Source organism: Actinomycetota bacterium (assembly GCA_035640355.1).
Classification (GTDB): Bacteria; Actinomycetota; UBA4738; order UBA4738; family HRBIN12; genus CALGFI01.
Genome location: DASQWI010000017.1, coordinates 130569 through 147179 on the forward strand (window position 1 = coordinate 130569; position 16611 = coordinate 147179).

14 protein-coding genes are annotated in these 16611 nt (G+C 68.5%); 12 read left to right on the forward strand and 2 right to left on the reverse strand.

Annotation, left to right across the window (positions count from 1 at the left end; all coding sequences use genetic code 11):
- The first annotated feature begins 32 nt into the window (after positions 1-32).
- The 9 genes from frr to VFA08_09315 all read left to right on the forward strand — a co-directional run bounded on the left by frr (position 33) and on the right by VFA08_09315 (position 10472).
- Positions 33-554, forward strand: coding sequence for a ribosome recycling factor (frr, locus tag VFA08_09275; GenBank protein ID HYZ13779.1), 522 nt, complete (start codon positions 33-35; stop codon positions 552-554).
- Positions 554-2083: a phosphatidate cytidylyltransferase gene (locus tag VFA08_09280; GenBank protein HYZ13780.1), complete on the forward strand. Its 1530-nt coding sequence runs from the start codon at positions 554-556 to the stop codon at positions 2081-2083. Before frr ends, VFA08_09280 begins: the two co-directional genes overlap by 1 nt.
- 118 nt (positions 2084-2201) lie before the next feature.
- Positions 2202-3362 (forward strand): 1-deoxy-D-xylulose-5-phosphate reductoisomerase, encoded by a 1161-nt coding sequence (gene dxr, locus VFA08_09285; protein HYZ13781.1) that lies wholly within the window; start codon positions 2202-2204, stop codon positions 3360-3362.
- 9 nt (positions 3363-3371) lie between these two features.
- Positions 3372-4484: a M50 family metallopeptidase gene (locus VFA08_09290; GenBank protein HYZ13782.1), complete on the forward strand. Its 1113-nt coding sequence runs from the start codon at positions 3372-3374 to the stop codon at positions 4482-4484.
- A gap of 78 nt (positions 4485-4562) precedes the next feature.
- Positions 4563-5258 (forward strand): response regulator transcription factor, encoded by a 696-nt coding sequence (locus VFA08_09295; protein ID HYZ13783.1) that lies wholly within the window; start codon positions 4563-4565, stop codon positions 5256-5258.
- Positions 5259-5277: 19 nt separating this feature from the next.
- Positions 5278-6627, forward strand: a complete 1350-nt coding sequence (locus tag VFA08_09300) for an ATP-binding protein (protein ID HYZ13784.1) — start codon at positions 5278-5280, stop codon at positions 6625-6627.
- Positions 6624-7073, forward strand: coding sequence for a secondary thiamine-phosphate synthase enzyme YjbQ (locus VFA08_09305; protein HYZ13785.1), 450 nt, complete (start codon positions 6624-6626; stop codon positions 7071-7073). The genes VFA08_09300 and VFA08_09305 overlap by 4 nt, the downstream gene beginning before the upstream one ends.
- 20 nt (positions 7074-7093) lie before the next feature.
- Positions 7094-8248, forward strand: a complete 1155-nt coding sequence (gene ispG, locus VFA08_09310) for a flavodoxin-dependent (E)-4-hydroxy-3-methylbut-2-enyl-diphosphate synthase (GenBank protein ID HYZ13786.1) — start codon at positions 7094-7096, stop codon at positions 8246-8248.
- Positions 8249-8666: 418 nt separating this feature from the next.
- Complete coding sequence (locus tag VFA08_09315; protein ID HYZ13787.1) at positions 8667-10472, forward strand: S8 family serine peptidase; 1806 nt, start codon at positions 8667-8669, stop codon at positions 10470-10472.
- Positions 10473-10485: 13 nt separating this feature from the next.
- Here VFA08_09315 and VFA08_09320 read toward each other — a convergent pair whose 3' ends face one another.
- Together VFA08_09320 and VFA08_09325 are read right to left on the reverse strand one after the other, a co-directional pair.
- Positions 10486-11052 carry an aminodeoxychorismate/anthranilate synthase component II gene (locus VFA08_09320; protein HYZ13788.1) on the reverse strand — a complete coding sequence of 189 codons (567 nt, stop codon included), beginning with the start codon at positions 11050-11052 and terminating at the stop codon, positions 10486-10488.
- Positions 11049-12584 carry an anthranilate synthase component I family protein gene (locus tag VFA08_09325; GenBank protein ID HYZ13789.1) on the reverse strand — a complete coding sequence of 512 codons (1536 nt, stop codon included), beginning with the start codon at positions 12582-12584 and terminating at the stop codon, positions 11049-11051. The genes VFA08_09320 and VFA08_09325 overlap by 4 nt, the downstream gene beginning before the upstream one ends.
- A 302-nt stretch (positions 12585-12886) precedes the next feature.
- Here VFA08_09325 and VFA08_09330 point away from each other — a divergent pair, with 302 nt between their 5' ends.
- The 3 genes from VFA08_09330 to VFA08_09340 are packed head-to-tail and all read left to right on the forward strand — an operon-like array spanning position 12887 to position 16534.
- A complete protein-coding gene (locus tag VFA08_09330) occupies positions 12887-14479 on the forward strand; it encodes a hypothetical protein (GenBank protein ID HYZ13790.1) in 1593 nt (530 codons plus the stop codon).
- Between the two features lie 51 nt (positions 14480-14530).
- The gene (locus VFA08_09335; protein ID HYZ13791.1) at positions 14531-16240 is read left to right on the forward strand and encodes a proline--tRNA ligase; all 1710 of its coding nucleotides are present in this window, start codon (positions 14531-14533) and stop codon (positions 16238-16240) included.
- 9 nt (positions 16241-16249) lie between these two features.
- Positions 16250-16534 carry a hypothetical protein gene (locus VFA08_09340; GenBank protein HYZ13792.1) on the forward strand — a complete coding sequence of 95 codons (285 nt, stop codon included), beginning with the start codon at positions 16250-16252 and terminating at the stop codon, positions 16532-16534.
- Positions 16535-16611: the final 77 nt, after the last annotated feature.

A 16611-nucleotide genomic window follows, 5' to 3' on the forward strand; every position in this document is an offset into this window, starting at 1 on the left:
TCGACTCCGCGCTCAAGGACGCAACCGACAAGATGAACAAGGCCATTTCGGTGCTCAAGGACGAGTTGGCCGGGATCCGGACGGGACGAGCGACGCCGGCCTTGCTCTCACGGATCGTGGTGGACTATTACGGGACGCAGGTGCCCATCCAGCAGCTCGCGTCGTTCAGCGTTCCCGAACCCCGGACCCTCGTCATCACGCCGTACGACCGGAACGCGATCGCCGCCATGGAAAAGGCCATCATGTCGAGCGACGTCGGGATCACGCCTGGCAACGACGGAACCGTCATCAGGCTGAGCTTCCCACCCCTGACGGAGGAGCGCCGCAAGGACCTCATCAAGCTGGTCCACAATCGCGGCGAGGAGGGCAGGGTTGCCGTCCGGAACATCCGCCGGCACACCAAGGAGGAGCTCGAAGGGCTTGAGCGCGAAGGCGGCATCTCCCAAGATGACCTGGTCCGGTCGGAGAAGGAGCTCCAGAAGGTCACCGACAAGCACGTGGCCGAGATCGACGAGGTCGTCGCGCACAAGGACCGCGAGCTGAAGGAGATCTAGTGCCGGAGGACGAGGAGCGGGGCCAGGGCGAACAGCTCTTCGAGGACCTGGACAAGTTCTTCGCGCCCATTCAAGACGTCGACTGGCCCGAGTCGACCGACGATCGGTCGGCGGAGACCGGATCGCGCGCCGCTCCGCGCCCGGAGGAAACGGCCGGATCTGAAGCCGAGCAGCCGCTCCGCATCCAGGACGTCGACGAGGACGAAACCGAGACGTCGTCGGTCGGTCAGGAGGACGTGTTCGCGTCGCCTCCGACCGAGCGCGACGAGCCGAATGACGACGCTGACGGGGTATCCGCGCACCTGCTCGAGTCCGAGGCGGACGATGACGATGCGATCACCCGGGAGGCGTTGTCACGGGCGCCCGGAGCATACGTCGACCTCCCGGGCCCCGACGAGAACGACGACGAACCGGTCGTCGCCGAGCTCGACGAACCGAGCGCCGCTACCGACCGCGCCCCCGACCTCGAGTCGGTCGAGGCGGCCGCGGACCGATTCGCCGCATCGGTCCGCGACGAGGTGAATGTGGGCGCGCCATCCGGCGCGACGGAGGAGATCCAGATCGCGGCCCTCCTCGGGGACGAGGAGGACGAAGAGGTCGAACCGGCTCGAGTCGAGGCTTCACGCACCGTGCGACTCGGTTCAGAGGGACTCGGCGGTCCCAGCTGGCAGGAACCGACCGCGCTCGAGGTCGGCGCCGATACCGAGCGCGTCAGCGCCGGACGCGACGTGCCGATGGCGTTCCTCACCGGGCTGGTACTCACCGTTCTCGCGCTCGGCGCGATCGCGATCGGGCCGGGGCCATTCGCGGTGGTGGCAAGCATCTTGGTTCTGCTCGCGCAGGGCGAGTTCTACTTCGCGTTGCAAAAGCGCCATTACCAGCCGGCAACTGCGCTCGGTCTCGCGGCGGGTGCGCTCATGCTCGGCGCCGCGTACTACCGGGGCGAGGCGGCGATGCTGGTCGTCCTGGCACTCACGGTCGTCGCGACGTTCCTTTGGTACATGACGGTGCCGCCGCCGCATCGTCGCAACGTCGTGTCGAACATCGGGCTGACGCTCCTCGGCGTGGCGTACATTCCGCTGCTGGCGGGGTACGCGCTCGCAGTTCTGGAGCTCACGGACGGACGAGCCTTGGCGCTCTCCATCATCGGGCTCACCGTGGCGTACGACATCGCCGCGTTCGTCGTCGGAACGTGGTGGGGAAGCCGGCCGCTCGCACCCAACATCAGTCCCAAGAAGTCGTGGGAGGGGGCGATCGGCGCCACCTTCGTCGTCGCGGCCATCGCGATCGGAGCCGTCGCGCCGGCGGTCGGGCTGCTGGACACGATTCCGGCCTCGGTCGGTCTCGCCGTCGTCGTCAGTATCTTCGCCCCGCTCGGCGACCTGGCCGAGTCGCTGTTGAAGCGGGACCTCGACCTCAAGGACATGGGCGGCGTGCTTCCGGGTCACGGCGGCGTGCTCGACCGTATCGACGCTCTGCTGTTCGTGGCGCCCGCGGCGTTCATGTATCTGCGCGTCCTGCTGCTCTAACACTCGGCACTTCACTCGGGGCCGCAGATCGTTCGCCTTCGCTCACCGCGCGACCCGCACCCGGGCTCCGGTGAACTGGTTCCCGTGAATCCAGCCGCTCCGGGGTACTCTTGAGTCCGTGCGCACGCTCATCATCCTCGGGTCGACGGGGTCGATCGGCACGCAGGCGCTCGACGTCGTCAGGCGCAACCCCGACCGATTCCGCGTGGTTGGACTGTCGGCGGGAACCAACCATGAACTTCTCGTCGGTCAGATCCGCGAGTTCCTGCCGCCGCACGTCGCCATCGCGGACGAGGAGGCCGCCTCGGATCTTCGAGAGCGGCTCGCCGGCATCCGCGGCGTGGAGGTCCACGTCGGCCCGAACGCCGCCGAGACGCTGGCGCGCGACGCGGAGGCGGACATGGTCCTCAACGCGCTCGTCGGTGCGGCCGGGCTGGGGCCGACACTGGCCACGCTTCAGGCGGGCAAAACGCTCCTGCTCGCGAACAAGGAGAGCCTCGTCGTCGGCGGCGAGCTCGTCTTGGACCTCATCAAGGGCGAGCCCGAGCGGCTGATCCCGGTCGATTCCGAACACGCCGCGCTCGCGCAGTCGTTGCGTGGCGAGCGGCGCGAGGACGTCAAGCGCGTGATCCTGACCGGCTCGGGCGGTCCGTTCCGCGGGTGGACCCGCTCGGAGCTGGCGAAGGCCTCGGTGAAGGAGGCGCTCGCGCACCCGGTGTGGCAGATGGGCCCCAAGATCACGATCGATTCGGCGACGCTCATGAACAAGGGCCTCGAGGTGATCGAGGCGCACTACCTGTTCCGCCTCGATTACTCGCAGATCCATGTGGTGATCCACCCTCAAGGTCTCATCCACGCGCTCGTCGAGTTCCGCGACGGGTCGATGCAGGCGCAGTTCTCGTTGCCGGACATGCGTCTTCCGATCCAGCACGCGCTCGCGTGGCCCGAGCGGCTGCCGACCGGCGTCGGCTCGGTTCCGCTCGTCGACAGCACGCTCACCTTCGAACCCGTCGATCGCGAGGCATTCCAGGCCATCGACCTCGCCTACCGCGTGGGCGAGCTCGGCCTGACGTTTCCCGCGGTGATGAGCGCGGCGAACGAGGTGGCGGTCATGGGGTTCCTGGAGGGGAAGATCCCGCTCACCCGCATCGTCGAGATCGCGCAGGCGGTCGTCGACGAGCACCAGGCGCCGTCATCGGTGGTGTCCGTAGTGAACCTCGAGCGCGCCGACGCCTGGGCGCGCAAGCGCGCCGCCGAGATCATCGAGGCGCCGCGGTAAGGCCCAACAGTGGGCGCGCTCGGCCAGGTCTCGTTCTTCGTTGCGCTTGTCATCGTCATCGTCATCCACGAGGCCGCGCACTTCGCAGTGGCGCGCGCGTTCGGGATCAAGGTGAACGAGTTCTTCATCGGGTTCGGTCCCAAGATCTGGTCGACGATGCGAGGCGACACGGAGTTCGGATTCAAATGGATCCCCGCGGGGGGCTACGTGAAGATCGCGGGGATGAGCCCATACGAGACGATCGCTCCGGAGGATCTTCCGCGAACGTACGGGGCGAAACCGAAGTGGCAGCGAGCGCTGGTGATCGTCGCGGGACCTGCTACGCACTTCGTCCTCGCCATCGCCTGCTTCGCGCTGTGGCTCGGCTTCGTCGGCCAGCCGACCACGAACAGTCCGCAGATCGTCGCGGTCGAACGACGACTTGAGGGACAGACGTCGCCCGCCGTCGAGGCGGGTCTTCGCGCCGGCGACCGCGTGGTCGCCGTCGACGGTGTCGACGACCCCTCAACCGACGTGGTCCTGGCGCGCACGCAGGAACACGTCGGCGAGCCCCTCGCGTTCACGTTCGAGCGCGACGGCGAGCGGTTCACGGTGGATATCGTGCCGGTGCCTGCCCAGGTGGACGGTGAGGAGGTCGCGCGGATCGGCGTCCGGCTCGGCGAGGGCAGGCGCGAGACAAGCGGACCGATCGGCGCGCTCTCGGGGGGTGCGGACCTCGTTGGAGAGCATGCCGTCGGCACGATCAAGAACGTCGGACGCATCTTCGGACCGGAGGGGGTCGGCCGCGTGTTCGAGCTCGCGTTCACCGACGCTCCCAGGCGGAACGAGGACGTGTCGAGCGTCGTCGGCGTGGGGCGGTTCGCGGGCAGCCTCGCGTCCGAGGGGCGTTTCGGCGACATCTTGTTCCTGTTCGCCATCGTGAACGTGTTCGTCGGTGTGCTGAACCTGCTGCCGTTGCCTCCGTTCGACGGCGGTCATCTCGCGCTTCTCGTCGTCGAGAAGCTCCTCGGCAGGCCGGTCGACATGCGTAAGGTCGTCCCGGTGTCCGCCGCCGTCGCAGCGTTCCTCATCGTGTTCACGATCGCCGTCGTGTACGTCGACATCGTGAAGCCTCCGGTCTGAGCACGCGGCATCGCGCCGTCACGATTTCTCAACAACGCTCCCACGGGCTCCCCATGGCGCGCGGATACGATTCCGAACGTGACCCCCCAAACCGTCCTGGTCGTCGACGACGAGGAGGCGATCGCGGAGGCCGTTCGCGCACGCCTCGAGAGCGAGGGATACCGGGTCGTGGTCGCGGCCGACGGCGCTCAGGCCCTCGACGCGGCGGAGCGAGAGCCACCCGACCTCGTGGTGCTAGACCTGATGCTTCCGGGCATGGACGGGCTCGAGGTGTGCAAGCGACTGCAGCGCGACCGGTGGGTTCCCGTACTGATGCTCACCGCTCGGACGGAAGAGGCCGACAAGGTCGCGGGCTTCGCCGTCGGAGCCGACGACTACCTCACCAAGCCGTTCAGCCTACGGGAGCTCGCCGTCCGTGTGCGCGCCATCCTTCGACGATCGGAGCGCGTGGCGCAGGCGACGTCGGGTGAGACGCTTGGCCTCGGGGCGCTCTCGATCGACGCCGCGCGGCGCCGGGTATATGTGGACGGCATCGAGGTACAGCTCACGCCGCTCGAGTTCGAGATCCTTCTCACACTCGCACGCGACCCCGGCGTGGTGTTCACGCGGGAGCAGCTGATGGATCGCGTGTGGGGCTACCGCGACTACGCGGGAGGGCGCGTCGTCGACTCGCACGTCGCGAGGTTGCGGCGCAAGCTGGGTGAGGACGGAACGACACGGTTCGTTCGAACCGTGCACGGCGTCGGCTACGCGTTCCGCGACGACGCGGCTTGAGCGGAGGCCGCCGGTGAGAATGCGACCGTTCGAAAAGCTCCCCACGATCCGCGCCAAGCTGGGTTCGGTGATCGTGTTCGCCGTCGGGCTCACCGTCGCGCTCGTGTACTTCCTGCTCGGGTTCGCGCTGCGGAACTCGTTCCGCGACGCGGACCTCGTCGAGCTGCTTCGTCTTGCGCAGACACAGAGTCGCAGCGACGCCTTCGCCGACGACGGCACCACGTCCTACGCCTGGACGGAGGGAGGCGTCCTCAGGTGGATCGGAGGGCCGCTCGGAGAGCTTCCAACGTTCGACGGCGGCGTCCACGTCGGCGTGCAGGACGGGGTCATGTTCGCCGCCGTGCCGTGGCGCCAGCAGGGTGCCGGCGGGATGTTCTATGCCGCGCGCGAGGAGCCCGGCTTCTGGGTGGCCTCGACGAGGTTCCCGTTCGAATTCTGGTGGCAGCTCGTCGTCGCCGGCATCGCCGCGGCGGCGATCGCGCTGGCCGTGGCGAGATGGCTCGCCCGCGGGATGACGCAGCCCCTTCGCGACATGGCCAAGGCCGCGCAGCGGATGCAGACCGGCGACTACCGTCAGCGCGTTCAAACGGCATCGCGCGACGAGGTCGGACAGCTCGCCGTCGCGTTCAACACGATGAGCGGCGAGCTCGAGAGCCTCGAACGCCTCCGGCGGGACCTCGTGGCCAACGTGTCGCACGAGCTCAAAACGCCGATCTCGGCGCTCCGAGCGCACCTGGAGAACCTGCTCGACGGCGTCGAGCGGCCCGATGCCCACACGCTCCAGATGATGCTCGCGCAAACGGAACGTCTGACGCGCTTGGTGGAGCAGCTTCTCGAGCTGTCGCGTCTGGAAGCGGGCGACGTGCCGATGATGCGTGAGCGGCTCTCGCTCCGCCCCCTCGTCGACCGCGTCCTTTCGGAGTTCGAGGTCGTCCGGGCGCGTCGCGCGGTCGAGCTCGACGAGCGGGTTCCCGACGACCTGCCGCTCGTATACGCGGACGCCGAACGCGTCCACCAAGTCCTGTTCAACCTGCTCGACAACGCCGTGCGGTTCACGCCGTCGGGCGGTCGCGTGACGATCACGGCGTCCGGGCGGAACGGTGCGGTCGACGTCGCCGTCGCGGACACGGGTCCGGGGATCGCGCCGGAGCATCTGCCGCGGTTGTTCGAGCGCTTCTATCGGGTGGACAGCGCGCGCTCTCGCGACGAGGGAGGTACGGGGATCGGCCTGGCCATCGCGCGTTCAGTGGTCGAGGCGCACGGCGGCCGCATCTGGGCCGAGAGCGAGCCCGGGAAGGGAAGCACGTTCACGTTCGAGTTGCCGGTCGCGACCGAGGCGAACGTGCCGGAGACAAGGAGGAGCCGTTGAAATCCGCCACCACCGCCGTCGAGGTCACCGCGCCGGGCCGGCACACGTACCTCGATCTCACCGACGAGCTCGAACGGGCGATCAAGGACTCTGGCGTGACCGAAGGCGCGGTCGTCGCGTTCTGTCCGCACACGACGTGCGCGCTTCTGATCAACGAATGGGAGGACGGCGCGCTTCGGGACTTCCGCGAGCGGGTTCTCCGTCTGATCCCCCAGGATGCCTACTACGCGCACGACGACCTCGACCGGCGCACGCAAAACTTGGCCGAATCGCACGAGCGGCAGAACGGGCACTCGCACGTCACCTCGATGCTCCTATCGGCGACGTCGCACGCGATCCCCGTCTCGTCGGGCGAGCCGATGCTCGGGCGGTGGCAGCGGCTGATCCTGTTCGAGATGGACGAGCCGAAGGAACGCCGCGTGGTGTTCCACGCGTTCGGCGTATAGCCGTCTGGGAGACTGATCTCATGCAGGCGGAACGACGGAAGAGCCGGCAGATCTCCATCGGCGCGGTGACGATCGGCGGAGACGCGCCCGTTCGCGTCCAGTCGATGACGACGACCAAGACCGCCGATGTCGACGCGACGCTGCAGCAGATCGCGTCGCTCGTCGCCGCCGGCGTCGACATCGTGCGAGTGGCCGTCCCACACTGGGAGGACGCGAACGCGCTTCGTGCGATCGCGGCGAAGTCGACCGTGCCGGTCGTCGCCGACATCCACTTCCAGTGGAAGTACGCGATGGCGGCGCTCGAGGCGGGCATCCAGGGCCTGCGGATCAACCCCGGCAACATCAAGTATCAGGACAAGGTCCGGCTGATCGCGCGCGAGGCGAAGTCGCGGGGCGTTCCCATCCGGATCGGCGTCAACGCCGGCTCGCTCGAGAAGGAGATCCTCGAACGCCACGGCTCGCCGACGGCCGACGCCCTCGTCGAGAGTGCGCTCGCCGAGGCGAGGATCCTGGAGGACGAGGACTTCTTCGACATCAAGATCTCGGTCAAGCACTCGAACCCCCGCGTGATGATCGAGGCGTATCGCCTGCTTGCCGAGTCGTGCGACTACCCATTGCACCTCGGCGTCACCGAGGCGGGGCCCATGCCCACCGGGGCGGTGAAGAGCGCCGTCGGCATCGGGGCCCTGCTGGCCGAAGGGATCGGCGACACGATCCGGGTGAGCCTCACCGACGACCCCGTCGAGGAGGTCAAGGTGGGTATCCAGATCCTGCAGTCGCTCGGACTTCGGCGTCGCGGCCTTGATCTGGTCGCCTGCCCGAGCTGCGGGCGTGCGGAGGTCGACGTCCTGGGGCTCACCAAGCAGGTGAACGAGGCGCTCGAGCGCGAGGGGATGAAGGTTCCGATCCGTGTCGCGGTGATGGGCTGCGTCGTGAACGGACCGGGCGAGGCGCGCGAGGCCGACCTGGGGATCGCCGCGGGGAAGGGCCAAGGATTTCTCGTCGTCCGCGGCGAGGTCGTCGACAAGATCCCCGAGGATCGCTTCGTCGATCGGCTCATCGAAGAGGCTCGGAAGATCGCGGCCGAGCGCGCATCCGACGACGGCGTCGGCGACGACGGAGCGACAGCCGGACCAGTCATTCCGGAGCCGGCGGTGTCCCCCTCGAAGGCCTGAACAGTCTCGGTCGTTCGCGGCGCGCGAACGCGTTCGGTCGTTGTCGTTCGCCGTCTGTCGCGACATCATGCGTTGACTTCTGACAGGGGAGAAAGACCGGTTGCCCGCTCCGTTGGCCCGCCGCGTCGTCGTCGCGGGGACCTCGCTGTTGTTTGTAGTTGGTTCTGGCGCATCCACGTCTGCGGTCGCATCTCGCGCCGGAGCCGCCGGGCGCGCCTTATTCGCCACGAGACTCACGACGGTCTTCAGGGCAGACACCGCGTCGACCGGTGGCGCGAGCGTCGATCGGCGTGTTCCCCTAGCGGTTGCGCGGAACGGCCGTGCCGAGGCCCTCCTCGTCCTGAGCGGGGACGCGACGCTGGCTCGCGCGCGCGCTTCGATCCCCGACGGTAATTCGCGTGCGCTCCTTCGCTCCGTCGTGCCGGCGTACGCGCAGCTGAAGCGTGCCGTTCGGGCCCGGATCCCCCGGCTCGACGTCGTGCACGACTACCAAACGCTCCCGATCCTGCATGTCCGCGTTTCCTCGCGGGCCGTCCTCGAACGCGCTGCCGCCGATCCCTCGGTGGTGGGGATCGCGGCGAACGGCGCGTATCGGGCGTTCCTCGATGAGAGCCTCCCGCTCATCAACCAGCCGGCCGCCGTGGCGGCCGGCCACACCGGCGCCGGCACCGCGGTTGCCGTCCTGGACAGCGGCGTCGATCACACACGCGCCGACTTCGGCGACTGCGCGGCTGGCCCCGGTGCCGAAACGTGCGCGGTGGTTGTTTCGGAGGAGATGGCGCGCCCCGACGGTCGGTTCGACGACCCCGTCTTGCATGGGACGAACGTCGCCGGCACCGTCGTGGGGGTCGCGCCCGATACGAAGATCCTCGCGCTCGACGTGTTCGATCGGAACGTCGCGTTCGCCTCCGACGTCCTCGAAGCGATCGACTTCACGATCGCCAATCAATCGATCTACAACGTTCGGGCGATGAACCTCAGCTTCGGTGACCTGTCGTTCCACACATCGCAGTGCGGAGGGCCGAGCAACCCCTACGTCGCCGCGTTCGCGAACGCACGCGCAGCGGGCATCGTTCCCGTCGTCGCCGCCGGGAACTCCCGATTCAGCACCGGCTCCGAACGCGCGGGGATCGCTCGGCCGGCATGTACGCCGGGAGCGGTCAGCGTCGGCGCGGTCTACGACTCCGACCTCGGTTCGGTGACGGCCGGCTCGGGCAACGGCGCGTGCACCGACAGGACCACGTCGGCCGACAAGATCGCGTGCTTCTCGCAGGTCGCCAACTTCCTCACCGTGCTGGCGCCCGGCGTGCTCATTACCGCGGCCGACGTGACGTATGGCGGCACGTCCCAAGCCGCGCCCCACGTGGCCGGGGCCGTGGCAGCGATCGCCGACGCCTCGCCGACGGCCGACCCGACCACCGTCGACAATGCCTTTCGAGTCTCCGGTCCCGTGCTGAACGATCGGCTCGTGAACCGCGGTTTCCATCGACTCGACATCCCGGCGGCGATCGCGGCGCTAGGCTCGGCGCCACCACCACCGCCGGTCGGTTCGTGCACGATCGAGGGGAGCAACCGCGGCAATCTCTTGGAGGGAACGCCCGGCGACGACGTGATCTGCGGCAAGGGTGGCGACGACGTGCTGCTTCCGAGCGGCGGGACGGACACGGTGATCGGCGGTGGCGGAATCGACCTCGTCTCCTTCGAGAACGCCTCGTCCGGAGTGGCGGTCGATCTCGCTGTGGGTAGCGCGACGACCGGATCGGACGTCGTTACGCTACAACAGGTCGAGGGCGCGATCGGAAGTCCGTTCGCCGACGAGCTCGTCGGGAACGGCGGCCAGAACGACCTCGTCGGCCTGGGTGGCAGGGACTTCCTGGACGGTGGTGGGGGGTTCGATCTCGCCCGGTTCGACTTCGCGACCAAGCCGATCCGCGCGAGCCTCGCCGGCGGGGTGGCACACGGGGAGGGGGCCGACCGGCTCCTTCGGGTCGAGGGCATCGTGGGCGGTTCTGGCTCCGACGAGCTGGAAGGGAGCGGCGCCCGCGACGTGCTGGACGGACGCAACGGCAACGACGTGATCTCGGGCCTGGCCCGGGCCGACACGCTGTTCGGCGGCGATGGGGCGGACGCGTTGCTGGGGGGCCGCGGTGAGGACGAGTTGTTCGGCGGCCCCGGCGCGGACACGTGCGACCAGCAGTCGGGTGACGGAACGATCTCCTGCTGAGCGGCAGAGGCGGCTAGCGCGCCAGAGCGAGGAAGTTCCTGATGATCTTCGGCCCGTCGGGCGTGAGGATCGACTCGGGGTGGAACTGCACGCCGAAACGCGGACGCGTCCGATCGCGCGTCGCCATCACCAAGCCGTCGTCGCTCCACGCCGTGAGCTCGAGACCGTCGGGCAGGCCGACCCGTCTCACCACGAGCGAGTGGTATCTCGCCGCCTCGAAGGGGTTCGGTACTCCGTCGAACAGGCCCTTCCCGTCGTGGTGCACGAGTGACGCCTTCCCGTGGACCGGCGTCGCGCGCTCGACGATGCCACCCGCCGAAACGCCCAGAGCCTGGTGGCCGAGGCACACGCCGAGAACGGGAGTCTCCTGGGGAAGGATCTCCAGCAGTTGGGGGAAGCACCCGGCGTCCTCAGGCCGTCCGGGCCCGGGCGACAGGACCACCGCCGACGGTTTGCGCTCGAGCAGACGCGCGGCGGGCTCGGCGTCGCTCTTGACGACCTCGGTCCGTTCGCCGAGGCTCTCGATCAGCTGCACCAGGTTGAACGTGAAGCTGTCGTAGTGGTCGACGACGAGGATCACGTTCCCCGCTCCTCGTCACGGGGGGCTACGCTCGCTCGCTCTCGCTCGCTCGCTTCTTGAGCCCCCCGCACGCCCCGCATGCTCTCCGCGTCGACGACCGCCGGCAGCAATGCGGCCGCCTTCGCATTCGTCTCCTCGAGCTCCACATCGGGATCCGAGTCCGCAACGATCCCCGCACCGGTTTGGACGTGCGCCCGGCCGTTCGCTACGACCGCGGTTCGGATCGTGATGCAGAAGTCGAGGTCGCCTGCGAAGGTGCAGTACCCCACGGCGCCCGCGTACGGTCCGCGCGGGGTCGGCTCATGTTCGGCGATCAGTTCCATCGCCCGCCGCTTGGGGGCACCGGTCACGGTACCTGCGGGGAACGTTACCGACAGGGCGTCGAGCGGATGACAGTCGTTTGCGAGCTCGCCTTCCACGGTGCTCACGATGTGCATCACCTTCGAGAAGCGCTCAACGACCATGAGCTCAGTCGGTCGGACGGTCCCCGGCACGCAGACGCGACCGAGGTCATTTCGAGCCAAGTCGACGAGCATCGCGTGTTCCGCGCGCTCCTTCGGGTCCGCGAGAAGCTCGTGCTCGTACAGACGGTCGCGGAGCTCGGTTTCCCCCCGCGGCCGCGTGCCCGCGATCGGTCTGCTCACGACAGTTCGTCCCTCGACGCGCACGAGCGGCTCCGGCGACGAACCCGCGAGCTCCAGTCCGAGCATCCGCACGAAGAACATGTACGGCGCCGGATTCGTTACGCGGAGACGCCGGTACACGGGAAGGCCGCCGCGCGACGAGGTGAAGCTGACGCGACGCGACGGAACGACCTGATAGACGTCGCCCGCGTAGACGTGCTCCTTCATCGTCCGGACGATGTCGCGGAAGTGGTCGTCCGTCATGTTCGCGTCCCCGCCCGAGTCGATGAGTCCGTCGCCGAGCGGCTCGGGGGAAGGAGCTGCAGGCGATGAGACGCGGTTGGAGAGCTCCTCCAGCGCGTCGACGGCGCCGTCGTAGCCGCCGGCCGGAACGTGCGCGACGAGCAGCAGCCGCTGCCGCCAGTGGTCGAACACGATCGCCCGGTCCACGACAAGCAAGCCGATGGGAGGCGCCGGGGTCTCGCCGGGGGGGACGGGATGTCCGTCGACGAGCTGCGCGGCCTCGTAGGAAAGGAAGCCGACGAGTCCACCAGTGAGCGACGGGAGCCCATCGACGCGCGGAGCTCGAAGGCGTGTCGCCAGAGAAACGAGATCGCGGCGAGCGTTGCCGCTCGAACGAACGTCGAAGCCGAGATCGCGGACGACGTCGTGAACGTGGAGGCCGCCTTCATCCAGGACGACGACGGCGGCAGGATCCCCAGCGACGAACGAGTACCGGCCCCACCGCTCGGAACGCTCCACACTCTCGAGCAGGACACCGGGCCCGTCACCCGCGAGTGCAGGGAAGACTCCGACCGGCGTCGAGACGTCGGCGAGCAGCTCTGTCCACACCGGCGCGAGCGCGCCCGCAGATGCGAGGGCGTCGAACGCTTCTCGGTTGGGGAGCACCTTCAGCGCTCGCTCACCTCCTGTCGGGCGGCACCGGAAACGGTGAACCCCGGGACTTCGCCCGGGGCTCTCGTGTGATGCGGATTCGTCGAGCGAGGATGCCGGACGCTAGACCCCCTTGGGCCAGGACCAGACCATCGCTCGAACGCTCATGTGGTGCCGATGGTCGCACCGCCGGGACGAACCCGTCAACGGCGTTGCGTCGTTGCGCCGGTGCCTGGACGCGAAATCGAGTCGTCGGCTAGGGTCACCTGCCTGCCGGGGGAGCCGAGCACGAGCGCCACAGGGACATCGGGACGCACATGAGGACGAGGGCTCCCTTGCTCCTCGCCCTGTTCGTGGTTATCGGCGCAGTGGTCGCCGCGCCCGCCTCCGGAGGTGACCACCACCGTCGGGACCGCCGGGTCGCCGCCCGCGTCATCGGTCGGCCCGTCGATCACGTGGAACCCTCGCCGCTCCATCGATCGTCACTGAGCGATCCGCGAGCGCCTCGACTCGACGCGAAGCTCGCGAGCTTCGCCAGGCCAAGCGTCGAGCCGGCGCAGCACCCCGCAGCGCCGGCCATCGCCACGGGGTTCGACGGGATCGGCGACATCGACGGCAGGACACCCGCGGACCCCACCGGCGCGCTCGGCGACACCTGGTTCTTCACCGCGATCAACGTGTCCTGGGCGCTGTTCGACCGGACGGGCGTACCGGTGCTCGGTCCGGAGTCGCTCGAGAGCATCGATCCCACGCTCGGCGACGGCATCCTGTTCGACCCGAAGGTGATCTACGACCAGTACAACGACACCTTCGTCTTGGTGTTCCTCGAGTTCGGCGTGTCTCCGCAACTGTCACGGATCATCGTGACGACGATCCCCGATGCCACCGCGGCAGACACAACGACGTGGTGCACCACGGTCCTCAAGGGTGATCAGCTGCGGGGAGACGGTGAGCAGTGGGCGGACTACCCAGGTCTCGGGTACACGGTAGACCGCGTTACGGTAACCACCAACCAGTTCGGGTTCGGCCGCAAGGTCCGATTCCGCTACGCGCAGGTCCTCTCGTTCAACAAGGCGGAGCTGTACGACTGCACCGACGGGAACGTCGCAGTAGACGTGATCACCGGGCGTCGGACGCGCAACCCCGACGGCTCTCTGGCGTTCACGCTGCAGCCGGCGCAGACCGTCGGCGCCCTGGGGACCGATCAGTACCTGTTGTCGTTCGAGCCGCGCGGCCGTCGTTCGTTCCACACGATCTGGCGCGTTCGGCCCACGCCGACCGGCGTGATCGTGACGAAGGACAGGATCCCCACGGGTCCCACGCGGCCGCCGTTCGCCGCGCTCCAGGCGGGCGCGCCGAACCCGTTCGATCCCGACTACTGGTGGGACGCCGGCGACTTCCGCCTGGTGAACGCGTTCTACGACGCCGACCGGAACCTGCTGTACGCAGCGCACGCGGTGCGGAAGAACTTCAAGCCGGACATCGGATTCGATGGATACATCGAGGCGGCCGCACGCTGGTACGAGATCGCCCCCGGCGTCGAGCTCGAGAGCGCGGCGATCGTGCGCAGAGGCGTGATCGGAGGACCGGACGTTGAGATCGGCTGGCCCGTCGTCGCGACCGACGTGCTCGGCAACCTGTTCGTGACCTACAACCGCGCGAGCTTCACGTTCGACGAGTTCCTCTCGGCGTGGATCGCGTCCATCCCCCCCGGCTCGACGGAACCATCGGAGCAGGTGCTCGTGGCGGGCGACGACCTGTACAACGCACGCCTGGGGCCGGAGCGATGGGGCGACTTCAACGCGATCGGACGGGACCCGACGCAGGGCGCGGTGGTGTTCGCCATCAACCAGTACGCGACGGCGAACAACGTGTTCCAGCAGAGCGTCCACACCGTTTCAGGGGCCTGACCCCGCCCGAACGTGAGCGGGCTGCGGGCCGGACGCTATCCTTTCCGCCCCATGAGGCTTTCGGCATTCTTCGCGCCTACCCTGCGCGAGGACCCCGCCGAGGCAGAGGTGCCCTCGCATCGCCTCTTGCTCCGCGCCGGGTTCGTCCGCCCCGTCGCCGCCGGCGTCTATACGACGCTGCCACTCGGACTCCGCTCGATGCGCAAGATCGAGCGCATCGTCCGAGAGGAGATGGAAGCCTCGGGTGCCATCGAGCTCCGTATGCCGATCCTGCTCCCCGCGGACCCGTGGAAGGCGACGGGGCGCTACGAGCTCTACGGCGAGACGCTGTTCCGGCTGACCGACCGGCACGAGCGCGACATGCTCCTCGGGCCCACACAGGAAGAGGTCGTCACGGAGATCGTCGCCGCCGAACTGCCGTCGTACCGAGATCTTCCGATCAACCTGTACCAGGTGGAATGGAAGTACCGCGACGAGTTCCGACCTCGGTTCGGCCTCCTCCGCGGCCGCGAGTTCCTCATGAAGGATGCGTACACGTTCGACCGCGACGAGGAAGGCATGCGGCGCTCCTACGACGCGATGCTGCGGGCATATCACCGCATCCTCGACCGATGTTCGCTGTCGTACGTCGTCGTCGAGGCCGAGCCGGGACAGATCGGCGGTGGCGTGAACCATGAGTTCATGGCCCGTGCCGACGTCGGCGAGGATCTCTTCGTCGAATGCGCGAACGGTGACTACCTGGCCGACCGCAAGGCGGCCACGCCGATGCCGCCGGAACCCGTGGACGTGGTCGACCCGCACCCGCTGGAACGAGTGCACACGCCGGACGCGGCGACGATCAACGCGGTGTCGGCGCTCCTCGGTCTTCCCGCCGAGCGGATGCTGAAGACCATGCTGTACGACGCCGGTGGACGAACCGTCGCGGTGCTGGTGCCCGGCGATCGCGAGGTCGAGGAGGCGAAGCTCGAGCGTGTGCTGTTCCCGGCGCCGGTCCGGCCGTTCGAGGAGAACGACTTCCGCGTGCGCGGGTTCGTCCGTGGCTATGTCGGCCCGCAGGGACTCGACGGCGAGGCAACGGTCCTGGCCGACCACTCCGTTCGCGGCGGCGCCGACTGGGTGACCGGGGCGAACGAGGCGGATCACCACGTCACAGGGGCGAACACGCCGCGCGACTTCCGGATCGACCGGTACGAGGATCTCGTCGCGCTCCGCGACGGCGACCGCTGTCCCGTCGACGGGGGCGAGCTCCACATCGGACGGTCGATCGTCGTCGGTCACATCTACCAGCTCGGTACTCGATACTCGGGCCCGCTCGGAGCGACCTTCGTCGACGAGGACGGTACGAACCGTCTCTATCAGATGGGATCGCATGGGATCGGCATCTCGCGCATCCTCGCCGCGGCCGCCGAGCAGTTCCATGACGACGGGGGCCTGCGCCTGCCCAAGGCCCTCGCGCCGTTCGAGGTCGTGGTCATCAGCGCGAACGCCGACGACGACCGCGTCGCGGCCGAGACGGAGCGGATCTACGACGAGCTGTCGTCGCGCGGCGTCGACGTCGTGGTGGACGACCGGGCCGAACGCGCCGGAGTGAAGTTCGCCGACGCCGACCTCGTCGGTTACCCCGTGCACATCGTCGTCGGGTCGCGCGGCGTCGCGGCGGGTACGGCAGACCTCAAGCTGCGGGCGAGCGGTGACCGGTCGCAGGCCTCGCTGACCGATGCTGCCGAAGCGGCGGTGACCCTGCTGTCGAGCGCACCCTAGGCTCCCTTCGTGCCATCCGAGCGCGCGCCGAACCACCTCCGCGACTTCGTCAAGATGGGCGAGGAGGTCGAAGGCGTTATCCAGCACGTCGGACGGGAGACCTGGGATCTCGTGCTGATCGACGTGAACGGACGATGGGTCCGTGACGAATTCCCCACCGAAGACGCCGCCGAGGCGGCGTGCCGAGAGCTCGGCGTGCGGATGCACCGAGGCTGGGACGACGCGAGGATCGTTCGCCGGATGAATGCCCGCGACCACTGGAACCGCCCCGGTGGGCAGCGCCGGGCGCTGTAAGTCACAGCCGACCGCGCGACGAACGCGTGGTGCCGCCTCACGAAACGCTGTCGGCTATACTCGTTTTCAGTAAACGG

Excerpts from the sequence above, each read along its gene's own strand:
- VFA08_09335 (HYZ13791.1), top strand. The coding sequence starts at position 14,531 with ATGAGGCTTTCGGCATTCTTCGCGCCTACCCTGCGCGAGGACCCCGCC.
- frr (HYZ13779.1), top strand. The coding sequence starts at position 33 with ATGAACAAGGCCATTTCGGTGCTCAAGGACGAGTTGGCCGGGATCCGG.
- ispG (HYZ13786.1), top strand. The coding sequence starts at position 7,094 with ATGCAGGCGGAACGACGGAAGAGCCGGCAGATCTCCATCGGCGCGGTG.
- VFA08_09330 (HYZ13790.1), top strand. The coding sequence starts at position 12,887 with ATGAGGACGAGGGCTCCCTTGCTCCTCGCCCTGTTCGTGGTTATCGGC.
- VFA08_09300 (HYZ13784.1), top strand. The coding sequence starts at position 5,278 with ATGCGACCGTTCGAAAAGCTCCCCACGATCCGCGCCAAGCTGGGTTCG.